Source organism: Chelatococcus sp. XZ-Ab1 (genome assembly GCF_029309855.1).
Taxonomy (GTDB): domain Bacteria; phylum Pseudomonadota; class Alphaproteobacteria; order Rhizobiales; family Beijerinckiaceae; genus Chelatococcus_A; species Chelatococcus_A sambhunathii.
Genome location: NZ_JARKII010000012.1, coordinates 80511 through 96326 on the forward strand (window position 1 = coordinate 80511; position 15816 = coordinate 96326).

At 65.3% G+C, this 15816-nt stretch carries 15 protein-coding genes and 1 pseudogene; 7 read left to right on the forward strand and 9 right to left on the reverse strand.

Going from position 1 to position 15816, the window contains the following annotated elements; genetic code table 11:
* Positions 1-180 precede the first annotated feature (180 nt).
* Together P2T65_RS17135 and P2T65_RS17140 are read left to right on the forward strand one after the other, a co-directional pair.
* Complete coding sequence (locus P2T65_RS17135) at positions 181-681, forward strand: tripartite tricarboxylate transporter TctB family protein (protein WP_055460369.1); 501 nt, start codon at positions 181-183, stop codon at positions 679-681.
* Positions 682-732: 51 nt separating this feature from the next.
* Positions 733-2250, forward strand: coding sequence for a tripartite tricarboxylate transporter permease (locus tag P2T65_RS17140; protein WP_055460368.1), 1518 nt, complete (start codon positions 733-735; stop codon positions 2248-2250).
* A 90-nt stretch (positions 2251-2340) separates the two neighbouring features.
* Here the strand turns inward: P2T65_RS17140 and P2T65_RS17145 are convergent, their stop codons facing one another.
* Complete coding sequence (locus P2T65_RS17145; protein ID WP_055460367.1) at positions 2341-3741, reverse strand: flagellar biosynthesis protein FlgA; 1401 nt, start codon at positions 3739-3741, stop codon at positions 2341-2343.
* Between the two features lie 167 nt (positions 3742-3908).
* On the opposite strand from P2T65_RS17145, the gene P2T65_RS17150 reads away from it, so the two are divergent.
* Positions 3909-4664, forward strand: a complete 756-nt coding sequence (locus tag P2T65_RS17150; protein ID WP_276200302.1) for a GntR family transcriptional regulator — start codon at positions 3909-3911, stop codon at positions 4662-4664.
* Here the strand turns inward: P2T65_RS17150 and P2T65_RS17155 are convergent.
* The gene (locus P2T65_RS17155; protein WP_245280596.1) at positions 4658-5053 is read right to left on the reverse strand and encodes a BA14K family protein; all 396 of its coding nucleotides are present in this window, start codon (positions 5051-5053) and stop codon (positions 4658-4660) included. The two genes, P2T65_RS17150 and P2T65_RS17155, sit on opposite strands and share 7 nt — an antisense overlap.
* Positions 5054-5423: 370 nt before the next feature.
* Here P2T65_RS17155 and P2T65_RS17160 point away from each other — a divergent pair, with 370 nt between their 5' ends.
* Entirely contained in the window at positions 5424-6038 is a 615-nt protein-coding gene (locus P2T65_RS17160; protein ID WP_055460364.1) for a glutathione S-transferase family protein, read from the forward strand.
* Between the two features lie 38 nt (positions 6039-6076).
* Here P2T65_RS17160 and P2T65_RS17165 read toward each other — a convergent pair.
* Together P2T65_RS17165 and ada are read right to left on the reverse strand one after the other, a co-directional pair.
* Positions 6077-6497 (reverse strand): annotated as a pseudogene (locus tag P2T65_RS17165) (2OG-Fe(II) oxygenase).
* A complete protein-coding gene (gene ada / locus P2T65_RS17170) occupies positions 6494-7567 on the reverse strand; it encodes a bifunctional DNA-binding transcriptional regulator/O6-methylguanine-DNA methyltransferase Ada (RefSeq protein ID WP_276200303.1) in 1074 nt (357 codons plus the stop codon). The pseudogene P2T65_RS17165 and the gene ada overlap by 4 nt, the downstream one beginning before the upstream one ends.
* A 254-nt stretch (positions 7568-7821) precedes the next feature.
* On the opposite strand from ada, the gene P2T65_RS17175 reads away from it, so the two are divergent.
* Positions 7822-9021 carry a GGDEF domain-containing protein gene (locus P2T65_RS17175; protein ID WP_276200304.1) on the forward strand — a complete coding sequence of 400 codons (1200 nt, stop codon included), beginning with the start codon at positions 7822-7824 and terminating at the stop codon, positions 9019-9021.
* A 125-nt stretch (positions 9022-9146) separates the two neighbouring features.
* Here the strand turns inward: P2T65_RS17175 and P2T65_RS17180 are convergent, their stop codons facing one another.
* The 4 genes from P2T65_RS17180 to P2T65_RS17195 form a co-directional block, all read right to left on the reverse strand.
* The gene (locus tag P2T65_RS17180; protein ID WP_276200305.1) at positions 9147-9545 is read right to left on the reverse strand and encodes a hypothetical protein; all 399 of its coding nucleotides are present in this window, start codon (positions 9543-9545) and stop codon (positions 9147-9149) included.
* 3 nt (positions 9546-9548) lie between these two features.
* Positions 9549-9770 (reverse strand): hypothetical protein, encoded by a 222-nt coding sequence (locus P2T65_RS17185; protein ID WP_276199809.1) that lies wholly within the window; start codon positions 9768-9770, stop codon positions 9549-9551.
* 90 nt (positions 9771-9860) lie between these two features.
* Complete coding sequence (locus tag P2T65_RS17190; protein ID WP_276200306.1) at positions 9861-10124, reverse strand: hypothetical protein; 264 nt, start codon at positions 10122-10124, stop codon at positions 9861-9863.
* Positions 10121-10963: a glycoside hydrolase family 19 protein gene (locus tag P2T65_RS17195; protein ID WP_276200307.1), complete on the reverse strand. Its 843-nt coding sequence runs from the start codon at positions 10961-10963 to the stop codon at positions 10121-10123. Before P2T65_RS17195 ends, P2T65_RS17190 begins: the two co-directional genes overlap by 4 nt.
* A gap of 35 nt (positions 10964-10998) precedes the next feature.
* Between P2T65_RS17195 and P2T65_RS17200 the strand changes: the two genes are divergently transcribed.
* Both P2T65_RS17200 and P2T65_RS17205 read left to right on the forward strand, forming a co-directional pair.
* Entirely contained in the window at positions 10999-11280 is a 282-nt protein-coding gene (locus P2T65_RS17200; RefSeq protein ID WP_276200308.1) for a hypothetical protein, read from the forward strand.
* Positions 11281-11438: 158 nt separating this feature from the next.
* Positions 11439-13511, forward strand: a complete 2073-nt coding sequence (locus P2T65_RS17205) for an acyltransferase family protein (protein WP_276200309.1) — start codon at positions 11439-11441, stop codon at positions 13509-13511.
* An 18-nt stretch (positions 13512-13529) separates the two neighbouring features.
* Here the strand turns inward: P2T65_RS17205 and P2T65_RS17210 are convergent, their stop codons facing one another.
* Positions 13530-15812, reverse strand: a complete 2283-nt coding sequence (locus P2T65_RS17210) for a glycosyl hydrolase family 28-related protein (protein ID WP_276200310.1) — start codon at positions 15810-15812, stop codon at positions 13530-13532.
* Between the last annotated feature and the right edge of the window lie 4 nt (positions 15813-15816).

Here is a 15816-nt window from a genome sequence, read left to right on the forward strand (position 1 = left end):
CAAGCCGGCCAAGGGCTTGCCGGAGACTGGCGCGGGGGTCGCAGCGTGTCAGGGAGCGTATTGCCATCTGCATGCTGCCCCTTGCCCGTGTCCCTCCCCGCGAGTGGGAGGGACAAATGTTGCCGCCATTCGCCGAATGAACAACGACAAGAGCGGGCGAACCGATCGAGGAGGAGACCCATGTCGACGAACGAAAGAAGCCTCGTTTCCCGCTTCGCCATGGAGGTCGCGACCGGCTGCGCCACGCTCGCCGCCGGCGTCGTCGTCGTCCTCGGCGCGCTGGAGTACGAGATCGGGTGGGACGAGGGCGGGCCGCAGCCGGGCTATTTCCCCTTCTATGTCGGCCTCATCATCATCGCCGCGAGCCTCGGCGTGCTGGGGCAGGCCTTCCTCAACCACAGGCGCTCACGCGAGGCCTTCATCACGCGCGAGGGCTTTGCGCGGGTGATGGCGTTCTTCCTGCCGCTCGCGGCCTTCACGGTTGGCTCCTATGTGCTCGGCCTCTACGTCGGCACCTTCGTCTATCTCGCCGGCGTCATGATATTCCAGGGCGGCTATCGCTGGCCCTTCGCGCTCGCCGTCGCCGGCGGCATCACGGGCTTCTTCTTCGTGCTGTTCGAGCGCTGGTTCCAGGTGCCGCTGCTCAAGGGGCCGCTCGAAACCCTCTTCGGCATCTACTGACGCACCACCGCACCAAGAAGCCGCGCATAGCGGCCAGCAGGGAGAAAACGGGTGGAAAACATCGCTTCCCTCATGCATGGCTTCGGCGTCGCGCTGACCATGCATCACGTGCTCCTGATGATGCTCGGCGTACTGCTCGGCATCCTCGTCGGCGTGCTGCCGGGCCTCGGCGCACCCAACGGCGTCACGCTCCTGATGCCGCTGACCTTCTCGATGGATCCGATCTCGGCCATCATCCTCTTGACGAGCATGTACTGGGGTGCGCTGTTCGGCGGCTCCACGACGTCGATCCTCTTCAACATACCGGGCGAACCCTCCTCGGTGGCGACCACCTTCGACGGCCATCCCATGGCGAAGCAAGGGCGCGCTACGGAAGCGCTGACCTATGCCTTCCTCTCCGCCGGCTTCGGCGCGCTCGTCGGCGTGGTGCTCATCACCGTATTGTCGAGCTGGGTGGCGAAGTTCGCCCTGCGCTTCTCCTCGCCCGAGTTCTTCGCCGTCTATTTCCTCGCCTTCGCCTCCTTCATCGGCCTCGGCGGGTCCTCGCCCTTCAAGACCGTCATCTCGATCATGCTGGGCTTCGCCTTCACGGCGGTGGGCATGGACACGGTGTCGGGCAGCCTGCGCCTCACCTATGGCATCGACGAGCTCATCCGCGGCATCAGCTTCCTCGTCGCGGTCATCGGCCTGTTCGGCATCGGCGAGTTGCTGCTGACCATGGAGGAGGGACTGCGCTTCGATGGGGTCAAGGCGCGCGTGTCACCGCGCAAGGTCTTCGCGACGCTGCTGACCCTGCCGCGCTACTGGTTGACGCTGCTGCGCTCGGCGGCCATCGGCTGTTGGATGGGCATCACCCCCGGCGGGCCGACGGCCGCCTCCTTCATGAGCTACGGCCTCGCCAAGCGCTTCGCCCGGCGGCGCGACGGCTTCGGCAAGGGCCGCGAGGAAGGGGTCATCGCGCCCGAGACCGCGGACCATGCTGCCGGCTCCAGCGCCATCCTGCCCATGCTTGCCCTCGGCATCCCCGGCTCGGCCACCGCTGCCGTGATGATGGGCGGCCTGATGATCTGGGGGCTTACGCCGGGGCCGATGCTGTTCATCGAGCAGAAGGACTTCGTTTGGGGCCTGATTGCCTCAATGTATCTCGGCAATGTCGTCGCCGTGGTCCTCGTGCTCGCCACCGTGCCGCTCTTCGCCGCCATCCTGCGGGTGCCCTTCGCCATCATCGGGCCGGTCATCCTCGTCATCTGCGTCAGCGGCGCCTATACGGTGGCCGGCGCCTCTTTCGACCTCTGGCTGGTACTGATCTTCGGCGTCGTCGGCTATGTCTTCAAGAAGCTCGACTATCCGATCGCGCCGATGGTGCTCGCCATGGTGCTGGGCGACAAGGCAGAGGACGCCTTCCGCCAGTCGGCGATCATGTCGGGTGGCGACCTGTCCATCTTCTGGTCGAACGGGCTCGTCGCCACCATCATGGCCCTCGGCGTGCTGCTGCTGGTGTGGCCGCTCCTGTCGCTTATCGTCCAGCGCCTGCGGCCGTCACGCGATGTCGGGGCGACGACCGCCTGAACGCCCTTCCTCCCCTGGCGGTAGCGTTCAGGCGCTGCCGCGCCTTCTCCACCCCGGGGCCATCGGCCCCGGGGCTTTTCCTGTCTCGCCTCAGGCCGCGGCCGAAGGGCCGAAGAAGGCGGCGTCCTGCGCCTGACGCAGGGCCAGGAGAACGGAGCCCGAGGCGACCTCGATGTCGGCCATGGTGACGAGCGCCCCCTGCCGGACGGCACGTATCAGGCGCTGGTTGGCGGCGAGGTAGAACGGCGCCGGTGCCGCTGCCGACAGCGGCGCGGCGGGCTGCAACTCGGCACCGAGACCATCGATCGTATGATGATGCCCGCCCATGGCGAGTACCGTCCCGGCCGGCAGGTCGCGCTCGGCGCGCGCGACGAGATCGTAGCGGGGCTTCGGCGCCGCGGCCCCGGTCGAGGCGCCGTGAATGGCCGCCTCGAGCACGCTCGTCGCCGCCTCGAGACCGAGCAGGTGGCGCGGCAGGAGGATCGTGGCGTGATTGCCGGTGCGGCTGACGAGATGGCCCTTCTCGGCGAGGATGCGCCACGTATCCTTGTCGGTGCAGCGCACGACGACGAAGACGCCGCCGGCCGCGCTGACCTCGTGCGCGCCACGCAGGCAATGGAATACGTCGAGCCTCCCGGTGCCCGCGAGGAGCCCGCCGTCCTCCGCCGGACACAGGAGGGAGGCCACCTCGTCGATGCGGGCGATGGGCGCGTGCAGGTCCGGCCGGTCGAAGGACAACCCGGTCGCATTGGCGACGAGGAGCAGTTCGCACAGGTCCGGCACGGCCCGCTGAGGCAGCGCCGCCGCGGCGCGGGAGCGTGCAGCGACCCGCTCCCGCGCCGCGGAATCGCCCAGCCGGCCGAGACAGGCGAAGCCGGACGCAGGAACGGTGCGACCGTTGCTGGTGATCGCCTCTTCCGCCGCGTCGAGCACGAAGTCGTATTCGCTCGACTTGCCGGCGGCGACGATCTCGAAGCCGAGCACCTCGGCCCAGGAGATGAGGCCGATCAGCAGGCTCGGCTGATCGCCGTCGACGGGCGTCACGACGACGCCCTTCTCCCGCGCGCGGCGGGCGAGCTCGGGCCCGACGACGCTGTCCACCTCCTTCGAGACGAGCACGAGATGCCGGCCGGCCGCGATGGCGAGTTCGCCGTGACGAGCGCCGGCTTCCGGGTGGCCCGTCGCCTCGATGACGACGTCGATCGGAAGGTCGACCACCCAGGCAAGATCGCCGGCGGCGAGAAAATGGCCGGCGGCCCAGGCCGCGGCCGCCTGTTCGGCCGTCTCGCAACGGCGGATCCGCTCCGCCGGGATTCCCACCGCGCGCAAGGCCGCGGCAGCAGCGACGGAATCGACGTCGACCGCGATGCGCGCATTGACCGCCTTCATGTGCTGCGCCTGCAGGAGAAAGCTGCGACCGAAGCTGCCGGTGCCGACGATGGCGGTCTCCACCGGCGGACGCCCGGTGGCGAAATAACGATGGTAGTTCATGGGGATCCCGTGGCGCTCCTGTCGTTGCTGCCTCTGTCGACTGGCGGGGCGGCAAGGCCGCCCATCGTGGACATGATGACAAATTGCATGCAATATAGCTATCATGATTCACAGATTCCGCTTCATTCAACCAATATGATGCATATTTGCATTCAATAAGAAGATCGATGGAGAACTTGCAGACGTCCCGCGGCCGGCTGACGTCGGTCGTCGCCGAGAGGATCCGCGACATGATCGTCGGCGGCGATCTGCCGGCGGGCGAGCGGATCGGCGAGCGCGCCCTAATGGAACGGCTCGGCATCACGCGCACGCCGCTGCGCGAGGCTTTCAAGGTTCTGGCGGCAGAAGGCCTCGTCGAGATCGTGCCAAACCGCGGCGCGCTGGTGACGCAGCTATCGCTCGCGGATGTCGATGCGGCGATAGAGGTGCTCGTAGGGCTCGAGACCATAGCGGCTCCGCTCGCCTGCGAGCGGGCGCTGGAGGATGAGATCACGGCCATCGCCGATCTGCACCGGCGCATGGTGGAGGCGCACGGCACCGGCGACCTGATGGGTTATTTCCACCTCAACCAAGCGATCCACCAAGGCATCGTCGACGCGGCCCACAATGCCGCGCTCTCGCAGGTCTATCGCAGCGAGAGTGCCCGCATCCGCCGTTATCGCTACACGGGGAACCTCGACGGGGTACGCTGGGCGCGCGCGCTTCACGAGCACGCACAGATTCTCGATGCCTTTCAACAGCGCGCGGGGGCGCTGCTGCGCGAGATTCTGCGCGCCCACCACCTCGCCGGCTGGCGCGTCACCCGGGCCATGCTCGCCGATGCGGCGCCCCATGAAGGCAGGCGGCCGGCGCGCCGTCGCTCCCGGACAAAAGAAAACCCCGCTCAAGGCGGGGCTCCATCAGTTCCCTCCAACCGTCAGTAATATGGCGAGATGCATTGCTGACGCGGCCCGTTATAGGGCTGGAAGGTGTTGTCCGAGGCGCGGTACGACCGGTAGCGGTCATAGCACCAGCGCACGTGCGCATCGCTAACGCTGCCACGCCGATAGGCGGGCGGCGCCGCCTGCACGGCCTGACCTGCGATGATGCCGCCGACGATGGCGCCTGTCGCAAAGGCCGCCGGCGGGAACCACCAGCCGTTATAGCGGCGCCAGCCCGGCCGTGCGTAGCGATAGCCGCGATGTCCGTTGTAATAGTAATAATCGCCGCGACGATAGAAACCGCGGTCGACATGACGCGGCGGGCGGTAGCGATACTGTACGGTCTCGATCATCTCACCGGCCGGCAGGGCGCGCTCCACCCGCAGCGGCATGGCCTGCGCCGTGGCGCCGCTCGCGCCGACGGCAGCCAGGGCCAAGGCCGCCGCACCCGTAATGGAAAGCAATAGTTTCATCGTTCCCGTCCTCCATTTTTTCAATCTTGGTCCAGATTGCCGCCGGCCCGCTGAACCAATTCTGAATGTGAAATTAAATAATGGTAATGTTCCTCATGGAGAGATGCTCAAACCGATCCCTCAACAGAACGCTTGGCTCGGGCACAGGTTCCCTTTCCGGCAGATCGAGCCTTTCACATTTCATGAGATCATTCACGTTCGGGAACATGGCTGTTGGGCCGCAACTCTCCCGTTGACTTCCTCGATAGCCGGTACAATCTGCGATCCCTACAACCGGCGGGAGCCGCCCATGTCCGAAGAGGTCACCTTCTATTACAACCCGCGCTCGCGGGCGGTCATCGTGCACTGGATGCTGGAGGAGGTCGGCGCGCCCTACCGCGTCGTCACGCTCGACATGGAAAAGCGTGAGCACAAGGCTCCCGCTTTCCTCGCCATCAATCCGATGGGCAAGCTGCCGACCATCGTCCACCGCGGTGTCGTGGTGACGGAAACGCCGGCCATCATCGCCTATCTGGCCGACGCCTTTCCCGCCGCCGGGCTCAGCCCGGCAACGAACGATCCGGCCCGCGGCGCCTATTATCGCTGGCTCTTCTTCGGCTCCGGCTGCTACGAGCCGGCGACGCTCGACGTCATGCTGAAGCGCGCGCCTCTCGAGGGACCGCAGAAAGGCATGGCCGGTTGGGGCGGCCATGAGGACGTGCTGGCGACGCTGAAAACGGCGCTCACCCCGGGTCCCCATCTTCTCGGCGACCGTTTCACGGCGGCGGATCTCTATATCAGCGCGGAACTGGCTTGGGGCATGATGATGGGCGTCCCCGGCCTCAAGGGCGACCCGGTGTTCGACAGCTATGTGGCCCGTCTGCGCGAGCGCCCGGCCTTCCAGCGCAGCATCGGCGCCAGCTGACCACCTGGGGCGGCGGCTCCAGGGCCGCCGCCGCTCCTTCACGTCGCGTCGTGGAAGATGAGGCCGAGCGTGTGCCGGCGCCCCGCGCGCACGCGGCTGACGCCATGGCGCAGGTTGACGCGATAGGCGCCCTTCGCGCCATCGACGGGACGGTTGTATACGGCAAAGACGACCGCACCACCCCGGCGCAGTGGTACCACCTCGGCCCGGCTCTGCATGCGTGGGCGCTGATCCGTCATACGAACTCGCCGCCGGAGAAATCCGCGCCCGGCTGCGACAGCAGCATGGCCGCGCTTCGTCATCGTAGAGCGCGGCGATGCCGGTGCATTCATCCGCGCTCAGAAGGCCGGGCAGCACGGCACAGCCGAAGCCGTCGAGCTCCCGCGCCAGCTCGGGCCAGCCGTAGCGCGCAACACGGTCGGCGGCGATGTCCGGCGTCATTTGCGCAAGGGCCGTCATGCCTTCGCCTCCCGGGCGAGAAGCGCGCGCTTGCGCTCGACGCCCCAGCGATAGCCGGAGAGATCGCCGTCGCGGCGCACCACCCGGTGGCAGGGCACGGCGATGGCGAGGCCGTTGGCGGCGCAGGCATTGGCGACGGCCCGCACCGCCTCCGGCCGGCCGATGCGCCGGGCAAGATCGGCATAGCTTACCGTGCTGCCGGGCGGGACCTCGCGCAGCGCCTGCCACACCCGCTGCTGGAAGGCCGTGCCCCTGAGATCGAGCGGCAGGTCGAGCCCGAGCGAGGGCGCGTCGACGAGCCCGACGACCCGGGCGACGAGAGCGGCGAAAGCCGGGTCGTCACCGACGAGGCTGGCACGCGGGAAACGGTCCTGCAGATCGCGGGCAAGCACCTCCGGATCGTCTGCGAGGGCGATGGCGCACACGCCCTTGTCGCTCGTGGCGACGAGCACGGCCCCGAGCGAGGACTGGCCGATGGCGAAACGGATCTCGGCATCCTCGCCGCCGCGCCGATAGGCCGTTGGCGTCATGCCGAGCATGGCGTTCGACGCCGCATAGAAGCGGCTGCTGGAATTGAAGCCGGCACCGTAGATGGCCTCGGTGACGCTGACATCTGCTTGAGCCAGCTCCTCGCGCAGGCGCCGCGCGCGCCGGGCCGCGCCATAGGCCCGCGGGGTGATGCCCGTCACGGCCTTGAAGACGCGGTGGAAGTGGAAGGGGCTGAGGCCAGCCGCCGCGGCAAGTGCCGCGAGGTCCGGCATCTCCTCGGCCTCGTCCATCATGCGGCAGGCGTGTGCCACGGCGGCGGCATGGCGGCTCGCCGCGGGCGCCGCCGCTTCGTTCGGCCGGCAGCGACGGCACGGACGGTAGCCAGCAGCTTCCGCTGCCGCGGATGTATCGTAGAAGGCGACGTTCTCGCGTCGGCCGCGGCGTGAAGGGCAGGTCGGTCGGCAATAGACGCCGGTCGTCCGCACCGCGTAGACGAACCGTCCGTCGCTCGCCACGTCCCGGCTGAGCACGGCTTGCCAGCGTGCATCCTCCACCGGCTCTGTCCGCGTGATGACGTTCATGGCTGGCTCCTGAACTTCCCCTGAAACGTCATCCCGTTTATGACGCGCCCCGCCGCGAGGCACTCCGCTCCTTGCTGCCGAATTCGAAACGGCAGGCCCGACCGACGATAGTACCAGGGTGGTCGATGGTCACGCCCGCCCCACACGCGGGCCAGCAACGGTGCCGACAATCCGCCGAGTCCCGTGCGAAATTCATGGCCATTGCCGCAGCGACACGGTATCGGCAATGCTCCAGCCATCAGCGTGCCCGAGGCATGGACGTGCTCGATCTCGTGACCGCCCTCGTCCTATGGTCGTCGGCCACCGCGACGGTCGCCATCGTGCTTCTGGTCGTCTGGTGGCGGAACCGGGCGTTCATGGCAAGCCTCTGGTGGTCGGGGGCCTTCGCCCTCATGTCGGTCGGCCGGCTGCTGCTGGCTCTGCGCGGCCATGTCGCCGACATGTGGGCCATGGAGGTCGCGGTCGCGCTGTCGCTCGCCGGCTTTGCCTTGTCGCTGACAGGCTTCTCCGTTCTCGACAAGCTGAAGCCGCGCCCGTGGTTCCTGCTGCCGCTCGCGCTGTGGGCGCTTGGCTGCCTTACCCCGTTCTTCGCCGCCAGCGGCAGCTTCCGCATCATGCTGGCGAACGGCACGGCCGGGCTTGCCTATGTGCTGCACGTCGCCGTGCTGCGGCGAGCCGGACGGCGCTCGCCGGCGCGGCGCTGGCTCTCCCAGATCTTCTGGTTCGCCGTCGGCCTGAACGTCGCGTCGCTCATCCTCGCCGCGCTGTTCCCACCTGCCGATTTCTTCTCCTACCGGTTCGCTGCCGCGGCCCTCGTCGCCGGGCTCGCCGCGCTGGTGGCCACCGCCATCGCCGGCGCCCGCCTCCTCGTCGAGGAGACCGAGCAGGGGCTGCGCCAGCTCGTCGAGACCGATCCCCTGACCGGTGCGCTGAACCGGCGCGGCCTCGCGCAGCGTTTCGACGGCATGGCCGCGAACGGCCGACGTGATCCGCCGCTCATCGCGATGCTCGTCTTCGACCTCGACCACTTCAAGCGCGTCAATGACCGGCATGGCCACCAGGCCGGCGACCTGGCGCTTGCCCATTTCGCCCGCATCGCAGCCGCCAGCCTCAGGGAGGGAGATGCACTCGCGCGCCTCGGCGGCGAAGAATTCGCAGCCTGCCTGCCAGTTTCAGGCCTGGCCGAGGCCGTCGCCGTCGCCGAGCGCATCCAGGGCGCCCTGCGGTCCACGCCGCTGAATGTCGCAGGCCGTCCCATCAAGATCACGGCCAGCGTCGGAGTGAGCACACGGCCGCGGCTCGTTGCGACGCTCGACGAACTCATTGCCGCAAGCGACCGTGCACTCTATGCCGCCAAGGCCGGAGGCCGTGACTGCATCATGACCGACGACGACGCCCCCGGCGCCGGCGAAAGACGCCTGCGGCCACGCACGTACAGTGCCCCGCAGGGGTGATCGCCTGTCGATGATGAGGAGAGGTCGTGACAGAAAATGGTACAGCTGCCCCGGCTTGAACGGGGGACCTCCTGATCCACAATCGACCATAGGTCGTTGGTGGGTCAGGAGGTTGTTACTTTCGGCTACGCCTCGCCCTTCATCAGCCCCAGCCCGACGAGCGCCGCCCGGATGGCGGTCAACAGCTTGTGAACGCCGAGCATGTCGGCTCGGAGTTCGTTCACCCGAGCGACGAGATTGTTGAGATCCGACTGCGACGAGAAACCCCATGGGCTCGACTGCGTTCCGGTGATGGTGAGCGTCGCGCCGACGGTGAGCGTGTAGCTCGCCTGATCGGCATGCGCCGGCTGCGTGATGGGCGAGGCACCGAAGAAGCCGCGCGCCGATCCGCTGTAGCCATTGATGTAGGGCACCAGCGTCGAGAGCGGCCGGCGAACGTTGCCTTCGACGGGGTGCACGGCCCAGATATATTCGGCATCATTGACCGTGGTTGGAGCCTGCGGCTTCTCAGCAAGCGTGCTCATGCTTCACCTCCGCTCGAGACGTTCGACGCGACCGAGCAGCGATTCATATCGCTCCTCGAGACGGACGGATTGCAGGACCACCGTGCCGAGCCGATCCACTTGCCGCTCGACGGCCGACAGGCGGTAGTCGGTAAGCACGTAGAAACCGCCGAACGAGAACAGCATGGTGCCGGCCATCACGAGGTGGCCGAAATTGAATGTCCAGTCGAACCGCGGCCTGTTCATCTCGTCATCCCGCTTCTCGTCCAGCATCCCGCCGCCACCCCAGCTTCAAAAATCTCATCGACCGCCTGCCGTTCGACGGCCGACTGCAGTTCATTGCCCAGCGCCCTGCACTGCGGCTCGACATTGGCCGGACGCACGGTCCCACAGGCCGCCGCCAGCGTAGCAAGCGCGCACGCGCTCACGAGCTGCAGCCATCGCATCGACTGCATCGCGTTGCTCCCGAATGATCCTGTCCGCCGTCTCCACCCCGCCGACCTTCTGGCCGGCCTCGTAGACGCGCCACGTGTAGAGGCCGCCGGCAGCAAGCGCGGCGACCCCAAGGCCCAGCAGGATGTAGATGCGCCATCCCGTCATGCCGGCCGCCTCCCGATGGTCACGCGGCCGGTCAGCACGAGCCACGCTCCGATGCCACCGGCGACAACGAGAAGCGCCAGGGCAGCCACGGCCGGCCACGAGTTGATACCGTTGAGGAAAGCCAGCCCGCCGCCGCCCGTGACGAACGACAGCAGGATGGACCAAAGGCTCTTGCTCTCGGCGGTCGGTACATCGTCGGGCGTGGCGGCCTCCGGCGACACGTCGAGCGGCTGCGGCGTCGCGTCGTCGGCGGCCTGAAGCGCGCCAAGAAACGCCTCGAAGTGGCCGGCGATGAGCTTGGCCTTGTCGGTGCCGTTGACGATGCGCCGGGCACCGACGGGATCGGTGGTTTCGCTGTTGAAGTAGTCGGCGAGGCGCTTGCCGGTGAACAGGCCCTCGTTCATGCCGACGACCGCGATCCGCGCGCCCGTGTCCAGTTCGAGCGCGAGCGCCGGGTTGGTGTCGAGCGGGACGCCGAGGCGGCGCCCCATCCGTACATAGTTCGCGCGGTGCGTGATCTGGATCTGCCCGCGGCCGAACCAGCCGTCCCGCCAGTAGGGCTCCTTCACCCACTTCAGCTTGCCGGCACGCCATGCTGCATCGAGACGGTCCATCGCCTGCCGATCACTGGTCGCGAAGGTCTCCCGCACCGGCACCATTCGGCCGCCGGTTTCGTGGAAGACGGAGGCGAAGACATAGGCGATCCGCCGAAGATCGGTGACGCCTTCGCGCTGGCAGGCATCCAGCAGCGCCTCGCAGCCCTCGACCTGTTCAGTCGAAAGCCGGCCGCCGAACGGCGCGCGCCGGGCGTAAGTGAAGAACGTCGTGCGGTTGATCATCGGGCACCTCGCGCGAGATGCCCGGAGGATGGCGAGTGCCCTGGTCAGGCGCACCGCACAGCAGCGGCACCGCTGAGCGCTGCGATTTGCTTATGCCCCTGGTGCACGCTCCCATTCGAGCCGACACGGTTGCCGTCGAGATTGACGACACCGATTTGGATGTCGTGCTTGTGCGCCTCGATCCCGACTCCACTATCGAATTGCCCGTTCGCCTGTCGGACAAGACAGCCTCCCATCTCGTCGAAGAGCTCGCGCGGGTATTGCAGCACAAGGTCGACCTGCAGCACGCAATGGGCCGACGGCCCTATCATTCGTAAATGGCGCTTGCGGCCGAATAAGAAACGAGGCCTATAGCGGGCCGGTGGCGGAACACGTCGCGGGGCAACGCTACGCATAGACTGCCTTGACAGGCATCACGTGGCGCTGCTTCGCTCGGACGCTATATCAAAATGAACTTCTTACTTAGGGTTGCTTGATGTATTGGCGATCTTCGGCGGCGGATGAGATCACCCCATTACGTGTCGCGCGGCGGATATCCCGCACACAACATACCTCTCACTTGAAGTACCGGCCTGATATTGACGGCCTCAGGGCGGTCGCAGTCCTATCAGTGGTGGCCTTTCACGCCGTCCCGGATTTGTTTCCGGGAGGGTTTGTCGGGGTCGACATCTTCTTCGTGATTTCCGGGTTCCTAATCTCCTCCATCATCATGCAGGAGCAGGCCCGTGGGGAATTCAGCTTCTTCGGCTTCTATGCGCGCCGCATTCGACGGATATTTCCGGCGCTCTCAGTCGTTTTGCTCGCGAGCCTAGCTCTCGGCTGGGTGATTTTGACATCGGAGGAGCTAGTTCAGCTCGGGCAGCACATCGCGGCCGGCGCATTTTTCCTCTCGAATTTCCTGCTCCTTGGCGAAGCGGGCTATTTCGACAAGGCCGCCGATTTCAAGCCACTGCTGCACCTCTGGAGCCTGGGCATCGAGGAGCAATTCTATCTCGTCTGGCCGCTCCTACTGTGGGCGGCTTGGAAGAGCGGCGTCAGGCAGGTATGGCCCATCGCCGCAACTGTCGTCGTGTCATTCGCGCTCAACATCTATCTGATCTCGTACGACCCCATCGCTACGTTCTATCTTCCGCTGACGCGGTTTTGGGAGCTCGGCTGCGGGGGGCTTCTGGCATGGATCGCGCTCAACCGGCAGCCGGCGATCGGTCCGCTCATCGCGAATGCGGCGTCGGTGCTCGGCTGCGTCCTGCTCGGCCTGTCGTTTTGGCTCGTTCGCCCCGGATCCGACTTCCCTGGTTACTGGGCCGCGCTTCCAGTGGCGGGCGCTGTGCTTGTTTGCCTTTCCGGGCCGTCGGCGTGGATCAATCGAGTGGTCCTGTCTTCTGCCCCCGCGGTGTGGTTCGGGCTGATCAGTTACTCGCTGTATCTCTGGCACTGGCCGCTTCTGTCTTTTGCCCGGATCGTTGAGAATGGTGAGGCGCCGATCGAAATTCGGCTCGCCGCCGTTCTCCTGGCGATAGCTCTGGCTTGGCTAAGCCTCCACTTCATCGAGACCCCGTTCCGGAAGCGCCTCAAGGCCTCTCAACGGATCGTTGTTGCGCTTTGCTCGGCGCTTGCGGTCGTCGGGCTCTTAGGTGTGGCGGTCAGCCTGGTTGATCTATCTAAGACGCACGGTTTTGAAAACCGCCTGGTAACGCGGAAAGGATTCGAGCACGCTATCGGCTCTTCTCTCCGGTGGTTCGAGGGCAAGAACCACTGGCTGTTCTTGGGGAATTGGTACAAGACCGTGCAGAAGATGAGGCTCGATCCACCTCCGAGCGCCGCCCAAATTAATGTAACCCGAGACTCTCTCGCGCGGCTCGCGGCAACCGCGACAAAGGCCGGGGTCGAAGCGGTCATGATCTTTGGCCCTAACAAAAGCACGATATACCCCGAATATCTGCCTGACGTATTGAAGCTGCCCCCTAAACGCTACGCCAGCTTCTTCCTCGACGAATTGGTCAAGATCGACGGCCTAAAGTTGATCGACCCTACGGAACTCTTGCGAGAGGCAAAAAAATCGGAAGGTTTACTGTATTGGCGGACCGATTCGCACTGGAACCATAAGGGCGCATTCCTGGTCTACGCCGAACTCGCAAAGATGATCGGCGTAGACATGCCGAAGGTGGAGTTCCGGCAGGGGCCGATCTTGTATGGCGACATCGCCAAAATGACGGGACGCAAGAATTTTCCTGTCTTCGATGACGACAACTGGACGATCGTGTGGCGCGACGAACCAAAGTGGACGGAGAACAAGCACCAGAAGGAAGAAGCGCCGTTCGGCGGATCGTCAGATGTTAACAATGAGAAGCCCCTATCCGACAAGATCGTTTGGGTGATCGGCGACTCCTTCACGACCGCGCTAAAGCCGTTCATCAACGCCACATTCAAAGAGGTTCATTACCTCGGCCACTGGCGGGAGAAACTTGATGAGCTACCTGAGAAACTGGAGCAGGCAGAACGGAAGCCTGACCTGATTTTGGTCGTTCGGGTGGAACGGTCGTTCTAAGCACCGGCTGCGTCTCACTCACACTTGATAAAACAGCTCGACCACGTAGCTTTGCAGCGTGACCGTCTCGCCCGAATTCGCGAGTTCGGCAGTGAGCGCCACCGATCGATCAGCATCGGTCCCGATGGAAAGCGTCGTGACTGATGTGGCCGTCTGGCCAACGCCAGCCGAGCTGCCGGGGATGCTCACGATCTGCGAACTGAGCGAGTTACGGTTCGCGATCTCGATTTGCATCTTCTGTTGGGCGACCGTCGTGTTCGTCACGGCAGCTGCCTGGCTGCCCCCGAACCGCACGCGGGTGATTTTGTTATTCGCGCTATTCGAGCAGCTCCAGTGGGCAGTCACGCGGAGTCGGCCATTTTTTCCCATCCGATTGGCCGGCACGATGATATTCGCCAGCACCGCCTCGGATGTATCGCCGGTGTGAGAGACCGCTACTGCCGACTGCGCAATGACCTGCCAACCGCGATCCGGCTGCGGCTGGATTTCAGCGGCGGCAGGGCCGGCGCGGCGATGAGGAATCGTCCCACGGAAACGGTTGCCCCACTCGTAGACGGTGCAGCTTCCGCCAGTGGCCGGGGGTACCACACCGCTATTGTAGATACCGTGGGTCGGGCTACCGGCTTCCTGGATAAAGTCGTTATTGTAAATATATGCCTCTACCTCTGGATCAGACGAAGCCTTGGCGGCGATGATCTGCACGTACGCTGCAGCCGGATCAATAATCTTATTGTCGTGGACGCGAGATCCGAGGCAAGTTCCCTCACCATCATCGACATCGCCGATGAAAATGCCCGTTCCCGTGAGATCCTTGCCTGTGTTGGAAAAGAACTCGCAGTCGTTGCTGTTCTGGATGAAGCCGAGGTAAAACGCACCCTCGATGTAATTGCCGAAGGCTCGGCAGTTGCGGCTGCTGTTGATAAAGCGGATGCCCGGGCCTCGCACGGTCTCGCCGACCTGGACGCCGTGACTGTTGGCCACAATAGCGCCATGAGCGTCATTGAATTCGAAGCAGCTGCCGCTGCTTGCGTTCCCGTTGCCGATGCCGCCCGGATGGTCGGCTGAAGTGTAGGCATTGACCTCGACAAAGCACCCCTCGATCGTGACGCGCTTCGATTTCGTTGCCGAGATGGCTTTCGTTCCGTTGTTCAGGCACCACACACCATCAACAAGGATGTCTTCGGCGTATTCGGCGGCCATTTCGTCGCTCGTTTGGAGACCGCGGCCCCAGTTGTTGATGATGCTGATGTTGCGATAGAGGCCCCGCTTGCCGCCGCGCGCGCCGACAACGGCAAAAAAGTGGTTGTACAAGTCCACCGCAGGAATGATTTTCGCGCGGTTTCCGTCGATGGTCAGGTCTTCGAACGAGTAGTCTTCCGCGAAATCCTCGGTTTTGACGACGATCTTGATATCAGTCGTGGCGCCGTCGAGCAGCAGGACGGAGGCACGTCGCCCCGCGCCGACCCACCGCTGCCCCGACAACTGCATCAGCCCGATGCCATCGGCGTCATGATCGGAAAGCCGATATACACCCGGCGGGAAATAGATCTCCGCGCCAACGCCTGCCGCGGTGATGGCCGCATGGAGAGCTGCCGTGTCGTCGGTCGCGCCGTCGCCCACGGCACCAAAGTCCTTGACGCTGAACCGCTCGCGCAGCTTGTCTTGAACCGTGCGATAGACCGCATCCGTCCCCGCCTGCAGGAACGAAAGTTTGCTCGCACGCACCGCGTCAGGGTGACTGGGGGAAGGCGGATCGAAGACCTTGGGATCGGTGACGACACCGTCCGACAGATCAGGCGTGTTGATCTGGTTGGGCTGCAGCGGCACAGGATTGCCGGCGCCATCGAAGCCGAGATATTTTCCGGCCCGGTCCGCGATCGGCGGCAAGGTCAGGCCGGCCTCACCCACCGGAACGCGCACCGCGCGCTTCAGGCGCTGCCAGACCTCCCGGCAGATCGCCGTCAGCGTGTTGTACTCAGTGTTGTGGTCCCGCGCCGGGATGCCGCGCCCCTCTGCATATTGCGATTCCCGCCGCGGCGCCCGATTGCCTTCGATGAAGAGAGTGCCCGAAATCGGCTCATCGAAGGACAAGGAGCCGTTCACCCAGGTGTTCGGCGCGCCGTAAAATCCTGGGTCCAGCGTGCCGACGAAGGTCCAGCCTGCAACAACCCCGCCATTCAGCGTCACCTCGAGATCGGCGCCTGTCGGGTCGAAGACAGGGAACGGCACAGGAAACGGGCCCGTGGTGTTGTTGGGGGCGTACTGGACAATGCGATCGGCGTTGGCGATGTTCGCGGTCATGTCG

Bases quoted from the DNA above. Each gene is read 5' to 3' on its own strand.
- P2T65_RS17160 (WP_055460364.1), top strand. From the start codon at position 5,424: ATGTCCGAAGAGGTCACCTTCTATTACAACCCGCGCTCGCGGGCGGTC.
- P2T65_RS17150 (WP_276200302.1), top strand. From the start codon at position 3,909: ATGGAGAACTTGCAGACGTCCCGCGGCCGGCTGACGTCGGTCGTCGCC.
- P2T65_RS17185 (WP_276199809.1), bottom strand. From the start codon at position 9,770: ATGAACAGGCCGCGGTTCGACTGGACATTCAATTTCGGCCACCTCGTG.
- P2T65_RS17145 (WP_055460367.1), bottom strand. From the start codon at position 3,741: ATGAACTACCATCGTTATTTCGCCACCGGGCGTCCGCCGGTGGAGACC.
- ada (WP_276200303.1), bottom strand. From the start codon at position 7,567: ATGAACGTCATCACGCGGACAGAGCCGGTGGAGGATGCACGCTGGCAA.
- P2T65_RS17135 (WP_055460369.1), top strand. From the start codon at position 181: ATGTCGACGAACGAAAGAAGCCTCGTTTCCCGCTTCGCCATGGAGGTC.
- P2T65_RS17190 (WP_276200306.1), bottom strand. From the start codon at position 10,124: ATGACGGGATGGCGCATCTACATCCTGCTGGGCCTTGGGGTCGCCGCG.
- P2T65_RS17180 (WP_276200305.1), bottom strand. From the start codon at position 9,545: ATGAGCACGCTTGCTGAGAAGCCGCAGGCTCCAACCACGGTCAATGAT.
- P2T65_RS17205 (WP_276200309.1), top strand. From the start codon at position 11,439: ATGTATTGGCGATCTTCGGCGGCGGATGAGATCACCCCATTACGTGTC.
- P2T65_RS17175 (WP_276200304.1), top strand. From the start codon at position 7,822: ATGGACGTGCTCGATCTCGTGACCGCCCTCGTCCTATGGTCGTCGGCC.
- P2T65_RS17155 (WP_245280596.1), bottom strand. From the start codon at position 5,053: ATGCCGCTGCGGGTGGAGCGCGCCCTGCCGGCCGGTGAGATGATCGAG.
- P2T65_RS17195 (WP_276200307.1), bottom strand. From the start codon at position 10,963: ATGATCAACCGCACGACGTTCTTCACTTACGCCCGGCGCGCGCCGTTC.
- P2T65_RS17210 (WP_276200310.1), bottom strand. From the start codon at position 15,812: ATGACCGCGAACATCGCCAACGCCGATCGCATTGTCCAGTACGCCCCC.